This is a genomic window from Achromobacter sp. FW305-C-28 (assembly GCF_058783235.1).
In genome coordinates this window covers 367,984-384,887 of sequence record NZ_JBYSYL010000003.1, presented here as the reverse complement: position 1 = coordinate 384,887, position 16,904 = coordinate 367,984, and the positions used below count along the sequence as shown (strand labels likewise).

General features: G+C 67.7%; 15 protein-coding genes. 3 read left to right on the top strand and 12 right to left on the bottom strand.

Annotated elements, in window-relative coordinates:
• Position 1: 1 nt before the first annotated feature.
• Positions 2-1,582, top strand: a complete 1,581-nt coding sequence (locus AC3WMR_RS10600; protein ID WP_492263059.1) for a M48 family metalloprotease — start codon at positions 2-4, stop codon at positions 1,580-1,582.
• Between the two features lie 32 nt (positions 1,583-1,614).
• On the opposite strand, the gene AC3WMR_RS10595 is transcribed toward AC3WMR_RS10600, so the two are convergent.
• From AC3WMR_RS10595 to AC3WMR_RS10550, 10 genes are all read right to left on the bottom strand, one after another.
• The gene (locus AC3WMR_RS10595) at positions 1,615-2,592 is read right to left on the bottom strand and encodes an LD-carboxypeptidase (RefSeq protein ID WP_492263058.1); all 978 of its coding nucleotides are present in this window, start codon (positions 2,590-2,592) and stop codon (positions 1,615-1,617) included.
• Positions 2,589-3,080, bottom strand: a complete 492-nt coding sequence (gene tadA, locus AC3WMR_RS10590; protein ID WP_492263309.1) for a tRNA adenosine(34) deaminase TadA — start codon at positions 3,078-3,080, stop codon at positions 2,589-2,591. The genes AC3WMR_RS10595 and tadA overlap by 4 nt, the downstream gene beginning before the upstream one ends.
• Before the next feature lie 10 nt (positions 3,081-3,090).
• The gene (locus tag AC3WMR_RS10585; RefSeq protein WP_492263057.1) at positions 3,091-3,939 is read right to left on the bottom strand and encodes an HAD family hydrolase; all 849 of its coding nucleotides are present in this window, start codon (positions 3,937-3,939) and stop codon (positions 3,091-3,093) included.
• 106 nt (positions 3,940-4,045) lie between these two features.
• Positions 4,046-4,546 (bottom strand): hypothetical protein, encoded by a 501-nt coding sequence (locus tag AC3WMR_RS10580; protein ID WP_029953606.1) that lies wholly within the window; start codon positions 4,544-4,546, stop codon positions 4,046-4,048.
• A 151-nt stretch (positions 4,547-4,697) separates the two neighbouring features.
• Entirely contained in the window at positions 4,698-5,039 is a 342-nt protein-coding gene (mnhG, locus tag AC3WMR_RS10575; protein WP_492263056.1) for a monovalent cation/H(+) antiporter subunit G, read from the bottom strand.
• Positions 5,036-5,317 carry a K+/H+ antiporter subunit F gene (locus tag AC3WMR_RS10570; protein WP_029953605.1) on the bottom strand — a complete coding sequence of 94 codons (282 nt, stop codon included), beginning with the start codon at positions 5,315-5,317 and terminating at the stop codon, positions 5,036-5,038. The genes mnhG and AC3WMR_RS10570 overlap by 4 nt, the downstream gene beginning before the upstream one ends.
• Before the next feature lie 11 nt (positions 5,318-5,328).
• On the bottom strand, positions 5,329-5,811 hold the full coding sequence (locus AC3WMR_RS10565) for a Na+/H+ antiporter subunit E (RefSeq protein WP_029953604.1): 483 nt from the start codon (positions 5,809-5,811) through the stop codon (positions 5,329-5,331).
• A complete protein-coding gene (locus AC3WMR_RS10560) occupies positions 5,811-7,442 on the bottom strand; it encodes a monovalent cation/H+ antiporter subunit D (RefSeq protein ID WP_492263055.1) in 1,632 nt (543 codons plus the stop codon). The genes AC3WMR_RS10565 and AC3WMR_RS10560 overlap by 1 nt, the downstream gene beginning before the upstream one ends.
• Positions 7,439-7,783 carry a Na+/H+ antiporter subunit C gene (locus AC3WMR_RS10555; protein ID WP_199163556.1) on the bottom strand — a complete coding sequence of 115 codons (345 nt, stop codon included), beginning with the start codon at positions 7,781-7,783 and terminating at the stop codon, positions 7,439-7,441. The genes AC3WMR_RS10560 and AC3WMR_RS10555 overlap by 4 nt, the downstream gene beginning before the upstream one ends.
• Positions 7,783-10,698, bottom strand: a complete 2,916-nt coding sequence (locus AC3WMR_RS10550; protein WP_492263054.1) for a monovalent cation/H+ antiporter subunit A — start codon at positions 10,696-10,698, stop codon at positions 7,783-7,785. The genes AC3WMR_RS10555 and AC3WMR_RS10550 overlap by 1 nt, the downstream gene beginning before the upstream one ends.
• 554 nt (positions 10,699-11,252) lie before the next feature.
• On the opposite strand from AC3WMR_RS10550, the gene AC3WMR_RS10545 reads away from it, so the two are divergent.
• Together AC3WMR_RS10545 and AC3WMR_RS10540 are read left to right on the top strand one after the other, a co-directional pair.
• A complete protein-coding gene (locus AC3WMR_RS10545) occupies positions 11,253-12,239 on the top strand; it encodes a tripartite tricarboxylate transporter substrate binding protein BugE (protein WP_175193790.1) in 987 nt (328 codons plus the stop codon).
• 669 nt (positions 12,240-12,908) lie between these two features.
• Positions 12,909-13,790 (top strand): hypothetical protein, encoded by an 882-nt coding sequence (locus AC3WMR_RS10540; RefSeq protein WP_492263053.1) that lies wholly within the window; start codon positions 12,909-12,911, stop codon positions 13,788-13,790.
• Between the two features lie 103 nt (positions 13,791-13,893).
• On the opposite strand, the gene AC3WMR_RS10535 is transcribed toward AC3WMR_RS10540, so the two are convergent.
• Together AC3WMR_RS10535 and AC3WMR_RS10530 are read right to left on the bottom strand one after the other, a co-directional pair.
• Positions 13,894-14,772, bottom strand: coding sequence for a DMT family transporter (locus tag AC3WMR_RS10535; protein ID WP_492263052.1), 879 nt, complete (start codon positions 14,770-14,772; stop codon positions 13,894-13,896).
• Between the two features lie 537 nt (positions 14,773-15,309).
• Entirely contained in the window at positions 15,310-16,860 is a 1,551-nt protein-coding gene (locus tag AC3WMR_RS10530) for a M81 family metallopeptidase (RefSeq protein ID WP_492263051.1), read from the bottom strand.
• Positions 16,861-16,904 lie beyond the last annotated feature (44 nt).

Genomic DNA, 16,904 nt, shown 5'->3' with positions numbered 1-16,904 from the left:
GATGCCTACCCGATACGCCTTGCGGCTCGCCCCCCTGACGTTGGCGCTGGCCCTGGCCGGCTGCGCCAACCTGCCTGGCGGCAGCACGTTTTCCGTCAAGACCGGCGAACTGCCGCCGCCGCCCACGGGCCGCCTGTGGCCGGATGCCGAGCGCGATGCGCGCAACCAACGCGCCGCGCAGATGGGCCTGGTGTCCATGCCCGACATGCAGGCCTACCTGAACGGCCTGCTGGGCCGCATCAAGGAAGCCGCGGGCGTGCCCGACTGGCCCGGCCGCGTCTACATCACCGCTTTGCCGGCCCTGGATGCCCAGAGCACCGGCGCGGGCAATATCTATCTGTCTATCGGATGGCTGCAGTCGGCCGAATCCGAAGACGAGATCGTCGCGATCCTGTCCCACGAATTCGGCCATATCTACCTGGACTACCACCAGCTGGAATCGGCCAACGCCACCACCGACCAGGTCGCGACGCTGGCCGCGGTGGGCGTCGCGCTGGCGCAGAAAGCCGGCAGCGCCGCCGGCTGGAACCCTGTCGACAGCGTGATTGCCTCGTACACGCTGGGCAAAGACGTGCTGATTCCCGCCTGGAGCCGTCAGCAGGAAGAAAACGCCGACCGCTTCGGCGCCACCGTCAGCCTGAGGCTGGGCTATTCGTACACGCAGGGCTTCAAGGCTTTCCTGGAACGGCAGGCCACCTGGGAGGCCGACAACGCCACACTGCAGGAAGCCTCGCGCAAGCGCATGGTCGAACAGGTCAAGCAGGCGGCCGCGCAGGACACCCGCAAGCAGGCCGCCGCCAAGGGCAACACGATCGCGCCGCTGACGGAAATGCAGGCCTCGCTGAGCGCCGGCATGGCCGGGGCGGGCGAAGACCTGCGCAATGGTCTGGACGACTTCTGGAAAAAGCTCACGGTCAGCCACCCTAGCACCGAAGCCCGGCTGACGTCGCTGACGGCCCAGGTCACGCCGCTGATGGCCGGCAAGCCGCGGCCCGCGGCCACGATCGCGCCCTGGGACAAGGCCCGTGCGCAACGCCGCAGCGCCGCTACCCTGAAGAATTACCAGGCGGTCAATGCGGCCCAGCAAGCCTTGCAGGCGCAGGACTTTGCTCAGGCCCGCAAGCTTGCGGCGCAGGGCGCGTCCGGCCCCACCGCCCAGCACGCCCTGCCCTTGCTGACGCTGAGCCTGGCGCAAGGCGAATCCGGCAAGCCTGCCGCGCGCGCCAGCGCCTTGCTGGACCGCAACCTGCAGTCCGAAGGCGACCGCGCCTGGCAGATCTATGTCTTGCGCGCCAACACGCTGCTGGGCGCCGGCCAGCGCGGCCCGGCCACAACGGTGATGAACCAGGGATTCGACTACTTCAAGGATGCGGCGCTGGCCTGGCCGGAGGCCATCCGCTTCTACGGACAGGCCGACAGCTGGGACCGTGCGCGCAAGCTGGCGCAGGAATGCGGCTCGCGCTTTCCCACCCACGCCAGCGCGTGCAGCAAGGCGGCGCAGAGCCCCGCCGAGCAAGCCGAGGCCAAGCGCCGCGGCGAACAGAAGGCGCAGTCGCTGGTCGACAAGCTGTTCAAGAAGTGAAGTGAGGGGCCGGGCGCCGTGCCCGGCTCGTCTCAATGGTGGTGTTCGTCCAGCACCAGGTGGGCCAGGCCGTCTTCGGTGGCGATGCCCACCTTCTGGCCGATCGGCAGGGTCGCCTTGGTGGCCACGTGGCCGTAAGGCAGGCCCGTGATCACCGGCACCTTGACGGTCTTGCGCAGCCACGCCACCACTTCGTGCAGGTCGTAGCCCTTGTCGTGCGGCGCCAGCTTGTAGTCCGAGAAGCGGCCCAGCACGATGGCCTTCTGCTTGCCCAGGATGCCCGCCTGCCACAGCTGGATCAGCATGCGTTCGATGCGGTACGGGTGTTCGGCCACGTCTTCCAGGAACAGGATGCCGCCGCGAATCTTCGGCATGTAGGGCGTGCCGATCAGGGACGCCAGCATGGCCAGATTGCCGCCCCACAGGATGCCGCGGCAATCGACCGGGTCGGCGTCCCGGGTTTCGAAACTGAGGATTTCCAGTTCGCCGCGCATGACTTCGCCGAACAGCGCTTCGGTCAGGTCGTCGACCTTCTTGCCGCCGAAATCATAGATGGCCGTGGCGCCGGTATAGCTGACCGCGCCGGTCTGCGCCAGCAGCGCCAGGTTGAAGGCGGTGAAGTCGCTCATGCCGACAAAGCGCTTGCCGCTGTCGGCCATGGCCTTCCAATCGATGGCGTGCAGCAGCCGGCCCATGCCGTAGCCGCCGCGGGTCACCATGACGATGGGCAGCTTCTGCTTGGTGGCGCGCGTCAGGCTGGCCAGGCGCTGGGCATCGGTGCCGGCAAAGCGCTGGTGCTCGGCCAGCGCGGTGCGGTCCAGCGCGGTCTTGAAGCCCTGCTGCGCGAGACGTTCACGCGCCAGTTCGACGGTGTGCGGGTCGCGCACGGCCGACGACGGCGAGATCAGATAAATGCCACGGGCGTCGGGGACGTTGTGGCGGTGATCATGGCTGTGATCGTGGCCGCAGGCGTCGCCGCACTCGTGGTCGTGATCGTGGGTGTTGCTCATGCGATGGATTCCTTGGCGCGGCGTTCGCGGAAGAACCGGCGCAGCAGGTCGCCGCAGGGTTCGGCCAGCACGCCGCCGGTGACTGAAGTGTGATGATTGAGTTTGGGCACCGAGCCCACGTCCAGCACGCTGCCGCAGGCGCCCGTCTTGGGGTCGTAGGCGCCGAACACCACCCGCGCCAGCCGGGCATGCAGCATCGCGCCGATACACATGACGCAGGGTTCCAGCGTGACATACACGGTGATGCCAGGCAGGCGATAGTTTTCAAGCGCGCGCGCGGCGCTGCGCAAGGCGACGATTTCGGCGTGCGCCGTGGGGTCGTGGTCGATGATGGTGCGGTTGTAGCCCTGCCCCAGGATGTCTCCCTGGGCCGAGACCACCAGCGCACCCACCGGCACTTCGCCGATGTCGTAGGCGGACTGCGCCCGTTCCAGCGCCAGCGTCATGTAGCGGGCGTCCTGCGCGGTCCAGGGCGGCTCGGCCGCCATGGCAAGCGGATCAACCACGGTACACCCGCGACTTCAGCGCGATGCGGCCAGCCAGGCTGGTAACCGCTTCTTCGAGCCATTGGTAGAGTTCGGCATTTTCGTCGTAGCGGGCCTGGTTCAGGTTCGACACCCGCCCTTCTTCGATGAAGCCCCAGGCGCGGCTGCGCTTGTCGCGGTGCTTCGGGTCCCAGACGCCAAAAGCGAAACCGCCGGCGCGGCGGATCAGCGAGAAACACGGAATGTCGGTATAGCCGTCGCCCACGAACACCATCTGGTCGAACGGCACGCGCAAGCGGTCTTCGGGCACCTTGCGGTTGACCTCGAACGGCTTGTTGCGAAAATCGCGGCCGATGATGCCCTTTTGAATGTGGAACAGGTAGCGCGTCTTGTCGGTGAAGCTGACGATGCGGCGCGGAAACGTGATGCCGCCGTCTTCGCCATAGACGAATTCCGAGGCCCAGATTTCGGTGAATTCGTGCGCAATGGGCGTGGACCGCACCACATCGCCGATGCCGCTGGAAATCAGGTAGAACTCAAGCTGCACCTGCGGCTGCTCGGCCCGCACGGCCGCGCGCAGGCGCTGGAACAGCGTGGTGACGCCGTCGTGCAGTTCGAGCCGCGCGCCCCATTCCTGCAGGCGTTGCTGCGTGATCAGGCCGTGCTTGCCCTCGCGGGACAGCTGGATCATCTGGTAGAGGTAGGCGGGAACGGGGTCCCAGTCCTGTTTGGACAGCAGCGGATCCACCTGGTCTTTCCAGAAGGACGCCGTGTCCACCCCGATGCTGTCCAGGAAACCGGACGTGCTGTCCGAGGCCAGCGTGTCGTCGAAGTCGAAAATCAGGGCGATGACGTCGGACATGGATATGCGTAAGTAAGGGCGACAGCCGCCATTTTGCCTGAATGTGGCGGCTGTCGCCCTCAAGGGGATGCCATGAGACCGTTATGAGCCGGTCAGGCTGCCTTCATCAGCGCATGGGCGCGGGCGGCGGCGGGGCCATGCCCGGGGCGGGGGCCATGCCGGGAGCCGGCGCCATGCCCGGGGCCGGCGGCGCCGGCGGCACGGTATTGGCCGGCACCTGGATCACGGTTTCACGCAGTACGCCGCCGCCCTGCACGCTGCCGCGCACCTGGGTGGGTTGCGTCATGCCGGTGATGCAGTCCTGGCGGGAATCGGCCGGCAGGCGGTTGCAGCGGTCGATCATGTTCTGCTGGTGCTGCTCGGTGGTGCCATCGCTGAGTTGCTTGCGGTTGGCTTCCTGGCGCGCCGCGCCGGCTTCGCGCATGCACGCGGCACGGTCCTGGCCGGTGCTGCCGTTCTTGCAAGCCGCCACATCCTGTTCGTATTGCGCCTGGATGCCCGCGCGGCCGATCGGGTCGGCCGCCTGGACCGCTCCGGCGGCCAGCATCAGGCCCGCCGCGCAAAGGGATGCCGCAAGGCGTTTGGTATGCATGGGACGTACATTCATGGTCAGCTCCTTAAAGAGATTGAACCCGAACGGTGTGGCCCCGAAAGACCCGACACCGTTTGCTTGATACAACTATCCCACGATGCCTCAAAGGGGACATGTCAGGCAACGTGCAATCGTAAGCCGACGTATCAGATGCTGCGACGCAAAATCAGCGCGCGTCCAGATCGGCATCCGCCTTCGTCAGGCGGTTACGGTAGGTGGCCGCGCGCATCAGCAGCATCGCCGTCACCGGCGAAGACACCACCAGCAACAGCGTGATGATCACTTCGTGAAACACCGGCCGCCCCGCCATCGACGAAAACACCAGAATGGATGCGGCCAGCACGCTGCCGCAACCCAGGGTGTTGCCCAGCGTCGGCGCATGGATGCGGGCGTAGAACGAGCGGAATCGCAGCAGGCCCGCCGAGCCGGTCAAGGCCAGCAGGCCGCCCAGTACCAACAGAATGCTGGCCGGAATGCCTGCCCACAGGGGGATGGGAGTTTCGATCATGGCTCGATCACCTCGCCGCGCAACAGGAAGCGGGCCATGGCGGTGGACCCGACAAAGCCGAACAGCGCGATCAGGAGTGCGATGTCGAAGTACACGGACGTGCCCGAGCGGATGCCGAACACCAGCATGGTCAGCATGCCGTTGATGTACAGCGTGTCCAGCGCCAGCACGCGGTCTTGCGCGGTGGGGCCGCGCAACAGGCGGATGGCGGCGAACACCATGCCCAGCGCGAAGCACACCAGGGCAAAGGACGCCGCCAGGTACAGGACGTTGTTCATCAGTATGGCGCTCATTCGAAGATCTCCATCAAGGGGCGCTCGTAGCGGTCTTGCACCAGGCGGATCCAGTCGTCTTCGTTCTGCAGGTCCAGCACGTGCAGCTTGAGACGATGGTCGTCGGTCAGGTCGACCCACACGGTGCCCGGCGTGTAGGTCACGATGCAGGCCAGCATGGCCAGGCCGTGGGGCTCGCGCATGGTCAGCGGAATCATGATGAAGCCGGGCGAAAAATCATTGCGCCGCGGGTTCAGGATGAGTTTGGCCACCGCGATGTTGGACTTGATGATGTCCAGCGTGACGTGCAGGAACAGCGGAATCACCTTCCAGAGGCGCCGTGGCTTGGCGCGCAAGGGGCGCAGGCGCGAGGCGGCCCAGGTGAACCACAGCGCCAGGGCGATGCCCAGGGCGATCTGTCCGGCCGACAGGCTTTCGTTCAGCACCAGCCACAGGACGAACAGGAAGACGGGCAGGAAAAGGAAGTAAAGGCGGCGCATCAGCTTCCTCCCGGGGTGGCGCGTACCGTCTGCGCGGACATGACGGCTTCGATGTAGCGGTTGGGTTGGTCCAGCGAGCGGGCGGCGTCGTCCAGGTAGGCCGACACCGGGCCCGCGCCGGCCGCCAGGCCCACGCAGAGCAGCAGCAAGATGGCAACCGGCCCCGCTTCGATCACGCGCAGGCGCGGCGTGCTGCGGTCGTCGCTGGCCCAGAACACGCGGATGCCGGTGCGGCCCAGGCCGATCAGCCCGGCCAGGCCGGACACCAGCACGGCCGCCACCAGGATCCAGGCGTCCATGGGCGGCGCCGATTCGTTGGCCGCCGACACCGCGGCCGACAACAGCGAGAACTTGGCCACGAAGCCCGACAGCGGCGGCAGGCCGGTCACGAGCAAGGCGCAACAGATGAAGGCCAGCCCCAGGAACGCCATGGCGGCCGGAATGGCCACGCCCACGACGTCGTCGGACCGGTTGACCGAGGTGGGGTCATCCAGGTCGAAGGCGTCGAGCGTGACCGCCAGCACGTTGGCGCCGAAGCTGCGCGTGCGTTCGATCAGTTCGGCCAAGAGGAAGAACGCGCCCGTGGTCAGCACCGAGCTGATCAGGTAGAACAGCGCCGGCCCCGTCAGTGTCACGCCGGGCATGCCCAGCGCGGTCAGCAGCGTGCCGGCCGAGACGATGACGCAGTACCCCACCATTTTTTCCAGCTGCTGGGTGGCGAGCAGGCCCAGGCCGCCGAACAGCAGCGTGGCCAGGCCGGCGGCGAACATCCAGTCCAGGCTGAAGGCGGCCGGTGCACCGGTAGGCAGCAGCAGCGAGCCGATGCGCAGCAGCGCATAGATGCCGACCTTGGTCATGATCGAGAACATGGCGGCGATCGGCGCGCTGGCCGAGCCATAGCCCTTGACCAGCCAGAAGTTCAGCGGCCACGCCCCGGCCTTGACCAGGAAGGCCACGCCCAGGATGGCGGCGCCGGCCTCGAACAGCATGCGGTCGGCGCCGGTCAGGTTGCCCGCGCGCAGTGCCAGGTCGGCCATGTTGAGCGTGCCGGTCACGCCGTAGATCAGCGCAATGCTGATCAGCAACAGGAACGACGCGACCAGGTTGACCGCGATGTACTGCAGGCCGGCGCTGACGCGTGCCACGCCCGAGCCATGCAGCAGCAGGCCGTAGGACGCCGCCAGCAGGACCTCGAAGAACACGAACAGGTTGAACAGGTCGCCGGTCAGGAAGGCGCCGTTCAAGCCCATCAGGAGGAACTGGAACAGCGAATGGAAATGCACGCCCGCGCGGTCCCAGCGGGCCAGCGAATACGTGAGCGTCGCCAGGCCCAGCACCGCGGTCAGCGTCAGCATGACGGCGGCCAGGCGGTCGACCACCAGCACGATGCCGAACGGCGCGGGCCAGTCGCCCACCAGGTAGACGCCGACGCCGTCGGGCCAGACGCCAGGCACCGCGCCGCCGGCCACGGCCAGCAGCGCAATGGCCCACACCAGCTGGGCCAGCGTCGAGACCGTGGCGATGGCGCCGCGCGTGTAGCGGCTGGTATCGGCCAGCAGCAGCATCACGGCGCCGGCCAGCAGCGGCGTGATGATGGGCAATACAGGAAGATGTTGAAGCCAGAAACTCAAGATTGGGACTCCCGTCCATCGACGTGGTCAGTGCCCGTCAAGCCGCGCGAGGCCAGCAGCACCACCAGGAACAGCGCGGTGGTGGCGAAACCGATGACGATAGCCGTCAGCACCAGCGCCTGCGGCAGCGGATCGGCGTGCCAGGAAGGATCATTGATCATGGCCGGGTCGATCACCGGCGGGCGGCCGGACTTGAGCCGGCCCATGCCGAAGATGAACAGGTTGACCGCATAGGAGACCAGCGACAGGCCCATGATGAACTGGAACGTCCGTGGCCGCAGCAGCAGCCAGACGCCCGAGCCCGCCAAGACGCCGATCGCGACGGCGTAAATCAATTCCATCAGGCTTCCCCCGTTTGTGCGGCGGCTGCCTGGCTTTCGGCGGCCGCCTTGCGTTGCGCGCGCAGCGATTGGTGAGCCAGCGCCACCAGCACCAGCACGGTGGACCCGACCACCAGCATGTAGACGCCCAGGTCGAAGAGCAGCACGCTGGACAGGTGCACGTGGCCCACCAGCGGCAAAGCGATGTCCCAGGCCAGCGCGGCCAGGAACGGTTTATAGGCCAGCCAGGCGGTGACCGCGGCGGTGCCGGCGAACAGCAGGCCGATGCCGATCCAGTTCTGCGGGTTCAGGCGGCTGCGTGATTCCACCCAGTACACCCCGCCCACCATGTATTGCAGGATCACGGCGGTGGCGAAGATCAGGCCGCCGACGAAACCGCCGCCCGGCTGGTTGTGGCCGCGCAGCAGGAAATACACCGAGATCAGCGCGGCCGTGGGCAGCAGCAGGCGCACCAGCACGGTGGGCACCATCATCGAGCCCTTGGGCACGACGGTCTTGATGTCGGGCGCGGCGGGCACCGGGCCGTCCTGGTCGATCTGCTGGCGCGGCAGGTCGGCGCTTTCGGCGGCGGGCCGGAAGCGACGCAGCAATGCGTAGACCGTGAGGGCCACGATGCCCAGCACCGTGATTTCGCCAAAGGTATCGAAGCCGCGGAAGTCGACCAGGATCACGTTGACCACGTTGGTGCCGCCGCCATCGGGCAGCGCCCGGTCAACGAAATAGGACGAAATGGTGTCGCCTTGCGGACGCACCAGCACCGCGTAGGCCAGCGCGGCCATGCCGGTGCCGGCGGCAGTGGCCATCAGCAGGTCGCGCAGCCGGCGGCCGCGGGCGCGCAGCGTGGCGCCCAGGCCTTCTTCTTCGTCCTGCTCGATGCGGCGCGGCAGCCAGCGCAGGCCCAGCAGCAACAGCACCAGCGTCACGACTTCCACCGACAGCTGCGTCAGTGCCAGGTCGGGCGCCGAGAACCAGACGAAGGTCAGGCAGGTGACCAGGCCCGCGCCGCCGGCCAGGGCCAGCGATGCCAGGCGGTGGTACTTGGCCTGGTAAGCGGCGGCCACGGCGCAGACGCACCCGACCAGCCACAGCAGTGCAAAGGCCGGGTCGACCTTTGCCATGCGGCCGGTGCCTTCCAGCCAGCCCCCTGCCCGCAGCGGCAGCCAGGCCACGAACAGCGTGCCCAGCACGATCAGCAGCATCTGCACCTGCAGGCGCGACGAGGCCAGCCAGCGCAGCAGCCAGGCGGCCGCCACGCTGGAGCCATCCAGCAGCGTCTCGAACGACCGGCGGCCATCGAGCCGGTAGATGAACGGCACGCGGCCCGGGTTGGCGCGCTGGTGCGCGCGCAGCGCCAGGTACAGCACCACGCCCGAGGTCATGGCCACAAAGCTCATGACCAGCGGCAGGTTCACGCCGTGCCAGACCGACAGGCTGTACTCGGGCATGTCGTTGCCCAGGATGCTTTGCGCGGCGGTGGCCAGGAACGGGCCCAGCGTCACGCCCGGCAGGATGCCGACCAGCAGGCAGATCAGCACCAGCAATGCGCTGGGAAACAGCATCCAGCGCGGCGGCTCGTGCGGGGCGCGCGGCAGGTCGGTGGCCGGCGGGCCGAAGAACACTTGCAGGATGAAGCGCAGCGAATACGCCACGCTGAAGGCCCCCGCCACCGTGGCCGCCAGCGGCAGCCCCATGCGGGTGACCCAGTCGCCGCTGACGAAGGTGGTCTCGGCGAAGAACATTTCCTTGGAGATAAAGCCGTTGAGCAGCGGCACGCCGGCCATGGACGCCGCCGCCACCATGGCCAGCGTGGCCGTGATCGGCATGGCCTTGTACAGACCCGACAGCCGGTTCAGGTCGCGGGTGCCGGTTTCGTGGTCGACAATGCCAGCCGCCATGAAGAGCGAGGCCTTGAAGGTGGCGTGGTTGACCATGTGGAACACCGCCGCCACCAGCGCCAGCGAACTGTTCAGGCCCAGCAGCAGCGTGATCAGGCCCAGGTGGCTGATGGTGGAATACGCCAGCACCCCTTTCATGTCCTGCTGGAAAATAGCCGCGTAGCCGCCCAGCACCAGCGTGATGAGGCCCGCGCCGCCGATGATCCAGAACCATTCATCGGTACCGGCCAGCACCGGCCAGAAGCGGGCCAGCAGGAACACCCCCGCCTTCACCATGGTGGCCGAGTGCAGGTAGGCCGACACCGGCGTGGGCGCGGCCATGGCGTTGGGCAGCCAGAAATGAAATGGGAATTGCGCGCTCTTGGTCAGCGCGCCCAGCGCCACCAGCACCAGCACGGCCGGGTACCAGGGATCGGCGCGCACCAGGTCGCCCGACGCCAGCACGCGGTCCATGTCATAGCTGCCGACGATATGGCCCAGGATCAGCACGCCGGCCAGCAGACAGAGCCCGCCCGCGCCCGTGACCGTCAGCGCCATGCGCGCGCCGCGGCGGGCGTCCAGCCGGTGATGCCAGTAGGCGATCAGCATGAACGAGGCCAGGCTGGTCATTTCCCAGAACATGACCAGCTGGATCAGGTTGCCCGACAGCACCACACCCAGCATGGCCGCCATGAAAGCCTGGAAAAACGAGAAAAAGCGCGGCACCGGGTCTTCCGGCGACATGTAATAGCGCGCATACAGCACCACCAGGGCGCCCATGCCGGAGACGATCAGGGCGAACAGCCAAGCGTAACCGTCCATGCGCAGCGAAAACTGCAGCCCCAGCGCGGGCGCCCAGGGCATGTCCACGCGGATGACGCCGCCGTTGGCGACTTGAGGATAGAGGCTGCCCACCAGAACCGCGCACGTCAGGGCGATGATGCCCGCCAACCAGGCCTCGGCATTGCGGGCATTGGAAGGCAGCAGCGCGGCGCACAGGCTGCCGGCAAACGGCAGAGCGAGGATCAGTATCAGCGACATGGCGTTCCGAGAATGTCCGGGCCCCCTCCCGCCAGCGCAAGCAGCGAGAGACGAAACAGACCGGGGATTGAAAAACGGACGGAACCCTGGCCCGGTGCGTCGCTGCACTACACGTTGCCCCGTGGGGACATCAACCAACGCCCATTGAACGGCGCAGACAGAAACAAACGCAATAGCTTTCTTGCAAGACCGGCCAAGAATCTCATCCGAAAAATATCAGATTCTTGTAAGTTATGCAGCGATTTATGCGCGTACCGGGCTAAAGACAGCACGATCGCTGCGCAATCATTGCGCACGCGTTCTGGCCCCGATAGCGTTCAAGTTATTGTCAGCATACGTTTTTTCCGGCTTCTGCCCCTATTTTCGGCGACCTGGCAAGCCGGGACAAATACCCCCACGCCGGGCGGGGGAATCCCGATTGACCCACTGGCTGGAACTGTGTGCAATGGCGCCCACGAAGTGTCGGCCTGGCCAGAATCCGAGCCAGGCGCGCTTCACCGACGCCGGCCATCGAAGCCGGCCGGGTCGGATTTCAAAAAATATGGAGAAGACTCTTGACCGTGCTGTCCCAAGCCAAGGCCGTCCTGGCCGCCGCCATCGCAGGCGTCTGCTTTAGTTCCGCCGTACAGGCCGCCGATGCCTATCCCAACCGCCCCATCCGCCTGATCGTGCCGTTCGCGGCCGGCGGCACCACCGACATCGTCGCGCGCGTCGTGGCCGAAGGCCTGGGCCGCGAGCTTGGCCAGGCCGTGGTCGTGGAAAACCGCGGCGGCGGCGGCGGCTCGATCGGCGCCGACGCCCTGGCGCGCTCCACCCCCGACGGCTACACGCTGGGCGTGGCCACCGTCAGCACCATGGCCACCAACCCGGCCACCAACCCCAAGAACCCGTACAACCCGCTCAAGGATTTCGCGCCCATCACCAATATGGTGAACGTGCCCAATGTCCTGACGGTGAACCCGGCGGTACCCGCCAAGTCGTTGACCGAGTTCGTCGCCCTGCTCAAGGCCAACCCGGGCAAGTACAGCTATGCCTCGTCGGGCGCGGGCGGCATCGGCCACCTGGACGGCGAACTGTTCAAGTCGCTGACCCAGACCGACATGGTGCACGTGCCCTACCGCGGTTCGGGCCCGGCCCTGAACGACGTGATCGCCGGCCAGGTCAACGCCCAGTTCGACAACCTGCCCTCGTCCATGCCCCACATCCAGGCCGGCAAGCTGCGCGCCCTGGCCGTGGCCGCGCCCAGCCGCCTGCCCACACTGCCGGACGTGCCCACGTTCAAGGAAGGGGGCCTGCCGGAAATGGACAACATGGCCTGGTACGGCCTGGTCGCCCCCGCCGGCACGCCCCAGGCCGTGATCGACCGCATCCACGACGCCACCGTCAAGGCGCTGAAGGATCCCAAGATCATCCAGCGCCTGGCCGATGGCGGTTCGCTGGTGGACGGCAACACGCCTGCGGAATACGCGGCGCAGATCAAGCGTGAATTGGAGCTGCGCCAACGCATCGCCAAGGAACGCAACATCCAGTCGACGAATTAAGGCCCCCACGCTGCGCGCGCGTTGCGCGCTTGCTGCCCCCCGAGGGGGCTGCCCGGCCTTCGGGCGGCCGGGCGGCCGGACGGCTATTCTTGCGACGCGCCGTTGCAGGCTCCGATTCCGCACGGCTTCATTTGCTGGCCGGAGGGGGGCTGTCCGGCCTTCGGGCGGCCGGGCGGCCGGACGGCTATTCTTGCGACGCGCCGTTGCAGACTCCGATTCCGCACGGCTTCATTTGCTGGCCGGAGGGGGCTGCCCGGCCTTCGGGCGGCCGGGCGGCTATTCTTGCCTCGCTCCTCTGGGGCGGGGCAGGTCTTGCCCCCTCTGCTACCATTCGCCCCGTGCGAACTGAATTCTCTCTTCTCTCATCCGCTGCCTGCGCCCTCTGCGCCCTGCGCTCGACCTTGTTGAGCTCGCAGGAAGTCGCCGCGCGTTCCGCCTACGCGCGCTCCAAGCCCGGCTGATCGGCCGGCTTCGCCCTTCCCTTTCTCTCTAAGCCACCGGCCTGCCGCCGGCCCTGGGTACGCCTGACCGCCTGACGGTACTCGCGCCTGGGCCGGATGCCGTCCGGCACGACCGCCCTGCCATTTGGCCGGGCGCCTGGCCACGTTTCCACTCCGCCTGCCGGCGTCGTCCGGCGGCGGCGTCACGCCTTGATCGCCATTTAGCGCCATGCAACTCACCAAGAAATTCGTCAAAGCCAAGAACCCCTGCGCCGGGGGCTACAAATGGTTCCTGCGGGACCACAACGGACAGGGGGACTACCAGGCCGTCCTGGATGCCCTGGTGGCCGACGGGCGCGTGGGCGACGCCTGCTGGCTGCTGGATCAGTTCGGCCCCACCGACGCGGTGCTCAAGCTGGACACGCTGGACGCCACCGCCATCGTCTTTGCCGGCACGCTGGAAGTGCGCATGGGCATCACGGTGGACAGCGTGGTGCGCGCCGGGCGCAGCATCGTCACCGGCGGCGGCATCCGGGCCGGGGAATCGATCGTGGCGGGCGAGAACATCGTAGCCGGCGGCAACATTGCCAGCGCAGGCGATCTGCGTGCCGGTGGCGACGTGTCGGCCGAATGGGGCATCGAGGTTGCGACGGCGCTGGATTGCCGCGGCAACCTGCGGGCCAAGTGGGACATCTGCGCCGGGCAGGACTTGGCCGTGACCGGCCACCTGCGGGCCGGCCAGGACATCCAGGTGCAAGGCGCCCTGAAATGCGGCCAGGGCATCAAGGCCGGCGGCGAAGTGCAGGCGGGCAAGGACATTGACGCGGCCAGCGGCATCCAGGCTGGCGCCTCCATTCGTTGCGGCGGCCACCTGGCCACGGGCTGGGGTTTGATCGCGGGCGAGGATATCTGTGCGGAAGGCTCGATCCGCGCAGGCGAAGGCGTGTGCGCCGAGGGGCGGATCGAAGCCGGTGCCGGGCATGGCGTCTATGCCGGCCTGAACGTACGACTGGATGCGTGGTCGGTGTGCGCACGGGTTCACGCGTGCGAGCGGCCTGCCCAGCTGGTCAGCGGCCACTGGGCCGGCCAGGAACAGGTCGAGCACGCGTAACGCGCCCGCTTGCGCGCGGCGCCGAACCCGGTCGGGTCCGGCGCCAGCGGGTCAGGCCGAACACGGCTCGAGATCGACCGACGACACCGCGCCAAACGCTACCTCAGCCCGCAGGCCGAGCCGCCGCCGGCGTGCGCAGCACCAGCATCAATCCCAGCAGGATCGCTGCCATGCCCGCCAGGCTCAGCGCGGACAGGCGGTTGCCCAGCACCAGGTAGTCCAGCGCCGCCGTGCCGGCCGGCACCAGGTAAAACAGGCTGGTGACGTTGACGAGGTTGCCCGCCTGGATCATGCGGTAGAACAACAGCGTGGCCCCCACCGAGATCACCAGGCCCATCCACAGCAGCGGCACGATGAAGCCGATGTTCCATTCCACCCGGATCGGCTGGAACGGCACGAACACCAGGCACAGCGCCAGGCTGACGGCGTACTGCAACGGCATGACGTCCATCGGCGCCTGGCGCACGCGCTTTTGCAGGATCGCGCCGGCCGTCATGCTGGCCAGCGCGGCAAACGCGAACACCATGCCGGCCACGGAAAAGCGCGCCATGCCGATGCTCTGGTACACCACCATCACCAGGCCGCACAACGCCAGGAACAGGCCCGCCAGCCGCGCGGGCGGATAGCGCCGCTCCATCAGCGCCAGCGTCAGGATGGGCTGCGCGCCCAGCAACGTGGCCAACACGCCCGGCGTGATGCCGTGGTCCAGCGCCAGCAGATAGCAGATGGAGTAGCTGCCGATCAACAAGAGGCCCGTCAGCGCGACGATGCCGCGGGTGCCCGGCGCGGGCAGCAGCGCCCCGCGTCGCAGCCGCGCCAGCACGCACAGCACCGCCAGGGCCAGGATGAAGCGCGCCAGCAGGAAGCCGAAGGCCGAGGCATGCGCCAGGCCCCATTTGGCGAAGATCGCGCCGGCGCTCCACAGCAGCACGAACAAGGTGGTGGACCCATAGGCGGTCCACGTATTGCGATTGAAAGACATGAAGGGTTCTACCTGTCAGGAAAGGAACAGGCTCCCGCGGCCGGCAGGCGCGTCAGGACGCATAAGTCCGGATGCTCAAGCAGGCCAGGCACCGTCAGGCGCGCGGCGGACGCACAGGCGTCGGCGCATCAGCGCGGATGAAACGGGCAACGAGGCGGGAGCGGAAAGTCTGCGGCGATCAGCCGACGACGGGCGTGACGGGAGTCACAGGCGCGACCGGAGCAACCGGCGGATAAGCGCCCGATACACCCGATACACCCGTCACGACGCCGCGCGGCGGCGCCACCGGCGGCGATGCCACGGGCCGGACAAAGACCGGCCGGACAGCCCTGGGCGGCGACTGCGGCGGCGAAACGACCGTGCAGACGACAGGAGAAAAGACAGGAGGCGATGCCGCGTGCCGACGGTTGGCACGCGCGCCGGCGCCCGCTGCATGGGCAGCGAAAGCGGAATCGGCGAAAGGCGTGACGTCGGTCATGGGGATCGATAGACGTTCGAGAAGGAACCCGGATAGGCTACCGGCGCGGCCAGCCGTCGTCAAGCCGGGCCGGCGCTGGCGGCTGGCGCATCGCCTGCCGGGAACGCGCCCGCGTTAGGCGCATCGACAAACGGAAAGGCGCGCGTGACGTCGACATGCCGGTACGGCAGCTTGCGCAGGTCCGCCACGCCATAGTCGGGTGTATCGACGATAAGGATGTCGCGCGCCAGGGGTCCGTAGAACGCGCGGAAATGGGTTTTGGAACGCAGCACGATGATATCGAAATCCTCGGGCCGCAGGCCGAACTGCGTGAAGGCGTCGCCGTCGACCGCGAAGGCGAAATGGCTGACCACGCTGACCGAGATGCCGTTCACGTCCAGCAAGGCGCTGACGCCCAGGTCCACCGGCATGCCGCGCATGTAGTCGCCGGACACCCGGTACTGCTTCGGCCCGGCCCACAGCACGCGGGCGTCGACCTCGAGCTTGGGGCCGGCCTTGTCCGAGCTGTGCGCGCCCAGCCGCAACCGGATGCATCGTCCCGCGCCGGCCTGGGCCGCTTGCTGCGCGGCGGCCGCGTCCCAGATGAAGGGCACCGCCGCGCGCGTCACGCCCCGCTGCAGCAACGCGTCCAGCAGGTACGTCGAATCGTTCATGCGGTCGGCATGTTCGAGCAGCACATAGGGCCGCCCGGCGGCCGGTTCGCGGCGCAATTGCGCCAGCACCTGGTCGACCGCCGCGTCGATCTCGTACACCGGCAATGGCCGATACAAGGCATGGCGTTGCGCATGGATCTGCCCAGCCAGCGCATCGGCCGCAGCCTGGGCGCCCGCGCGGTCGGCGTCGCGCACGCACAGCACCGAAAAGCCCGTGTTGTGCGCATCGGCATAGGAAAAGCCCGCCATGACGGACGTATCGCTGTAACCCGCGCACGCCGCGTCCCGCTGCTTGCCGGCGTCGATGATGCCCGCGAGCGGCTGCAAGGCGGTGGCGCTGAAGATGCTGGGCACCAGCACGTCCGGCTTGGCGATGGCCCACACCGGCGCGATCTCGCCGCGCAGCGTGCGCGCCAGGCAATCGGCCGCGCGCGCGCCGGTTTCGCCGGTATCGGTGTGGGGCGAGCGGCGGTAGGCGAACGGTGCGGTGACACACTCGAGCGAATCGGCGTCCAGGTTGCCGTGATAGTCGAACGCCACCATCAACGGCTTGTCCGGCCCCAGGGCCTGGCGCACGAGCCTCAGGAAATGGCGTTCAGGGTCGGGATACGATGGCGCCCAGCAGGCGCCATGCAGGAACAGCAGTACGCCATCGAGCGAGTCGGCGTGCTGCCGCACGCCCTGCGCGATCTCATCGGCGTAGCAGGCCACGGCCTCGTCCGACGCCGGCCCCACCGCGCCCAGCGCGGTGTGAACCAGCGGGACCATCTCGATGCCCTGGGCCTCGCAGACCTGGATGAAGCCGCCGATCACCGTATTGGTGCCGCGCAGTTCGGTCAGGATCTGTTCGCCGCGCAGCGCAACGGCGTCGAAATCGGCTTTGGTGGCCTCGATCGGCAGGAAGCTGACCGATTCGATATGGAACCCTGCGATGGCGACGCGCCAGGGCTTGTTCATTATGGGTGTGTCCTTGGTTGCAGCGGAATCGGCTTCGGCAAAGT

Coding starts and splice junctions, on each gene's coding strand:
- AC3WMR_RS10600 (WP_492263059.1), top strand. CDS start 2: ATGCCTACCCGATACGCCTTGCGGCTCGCCCCCCTGACGTTGGCGCTG.
- AC3WMR_RS10595 (WP_492263058.1), bottom strand. CDS start 2,592: ATGAGCAACACCCACGATCACGACCACGAGTGCGGCGACGCCTGCGGC.
- tadA (WP_492263309.1), bottom strand. CDS start 3,080: ATGGCGGCCGAGCCGCCCTGGACCGCGCAGGACGCCCGCTACATGACG.
- AC3WMR_RS10585 (WP_492263057.1), bottom strand. CDS start 3,939: ATGTCCGACGTCATCGCCCTGATTTTCGACTTCGACGACACGCTGGCC.
- AC3WMR_RS10580 (WP_029953606.1), bottom strand. CDS start 4,546: ATGAATGTACGTCCCATGCATACCAAACGCCTTGCGGCATCCCTTTGC.
- mnhG (WP_492263056.1), bottom strand. CDS start 5,039: ATGATCGAAACTCCCATCCCCCTGTGGGCAGGCATTCCGGCCAGCATT.
- AC3WMR_RS10570 (WP_029953605.1), bottom strand. CDS start 5,317: ATGAACAACGTCCTGTACCTGGCGGCGTCCTTTGCCCTGGTGTGCTTC.
- AC3WMR_RS10565 (WP_029953604.1), bottom strand. CDS start 5,811: ATGCGCCGCCTTTACTTCCTTTTCCTGCCCGTCTTCCTGTTCGTCCTG.
- AC3WMR_RS10555 (WP_199163556.1), bottom strand. CDS start 7,783: ATGGAATTGATTTACGCCGTCGCGATCGGCGTCTTGGCGGGCTCGGGC.
- AC3WMR_RS10550 (WP_492263054.1), bottom strand. CDS start 10,698: ATGTCGCTGATACTGATCCTCGCTCTGCCGTTTGCCGGCAGCCTGTGC.
- AC3WMR_RS10540 (WP_492263053.1), top strand. CDS start 12,909: ATGCAACTCACCAAGAAATTCGTCAAAGCCAAGAACCCCTGCGCCGGG.
- AC3WMR_RS10535 (WP_492263052.1), bottom strand. CDS start 14,772: ATGTCTTTCAATCGCAATACGTGGACCGCCTATGGGTCCACCACCTTG.
- AC3WMR_RS10530 (WP_492263051.1), bottom strand. CDS start 16,860: ATGAACAAGCCCTGGCGCGTCGCCATCGCAGGGTTCCATATCGAATCG.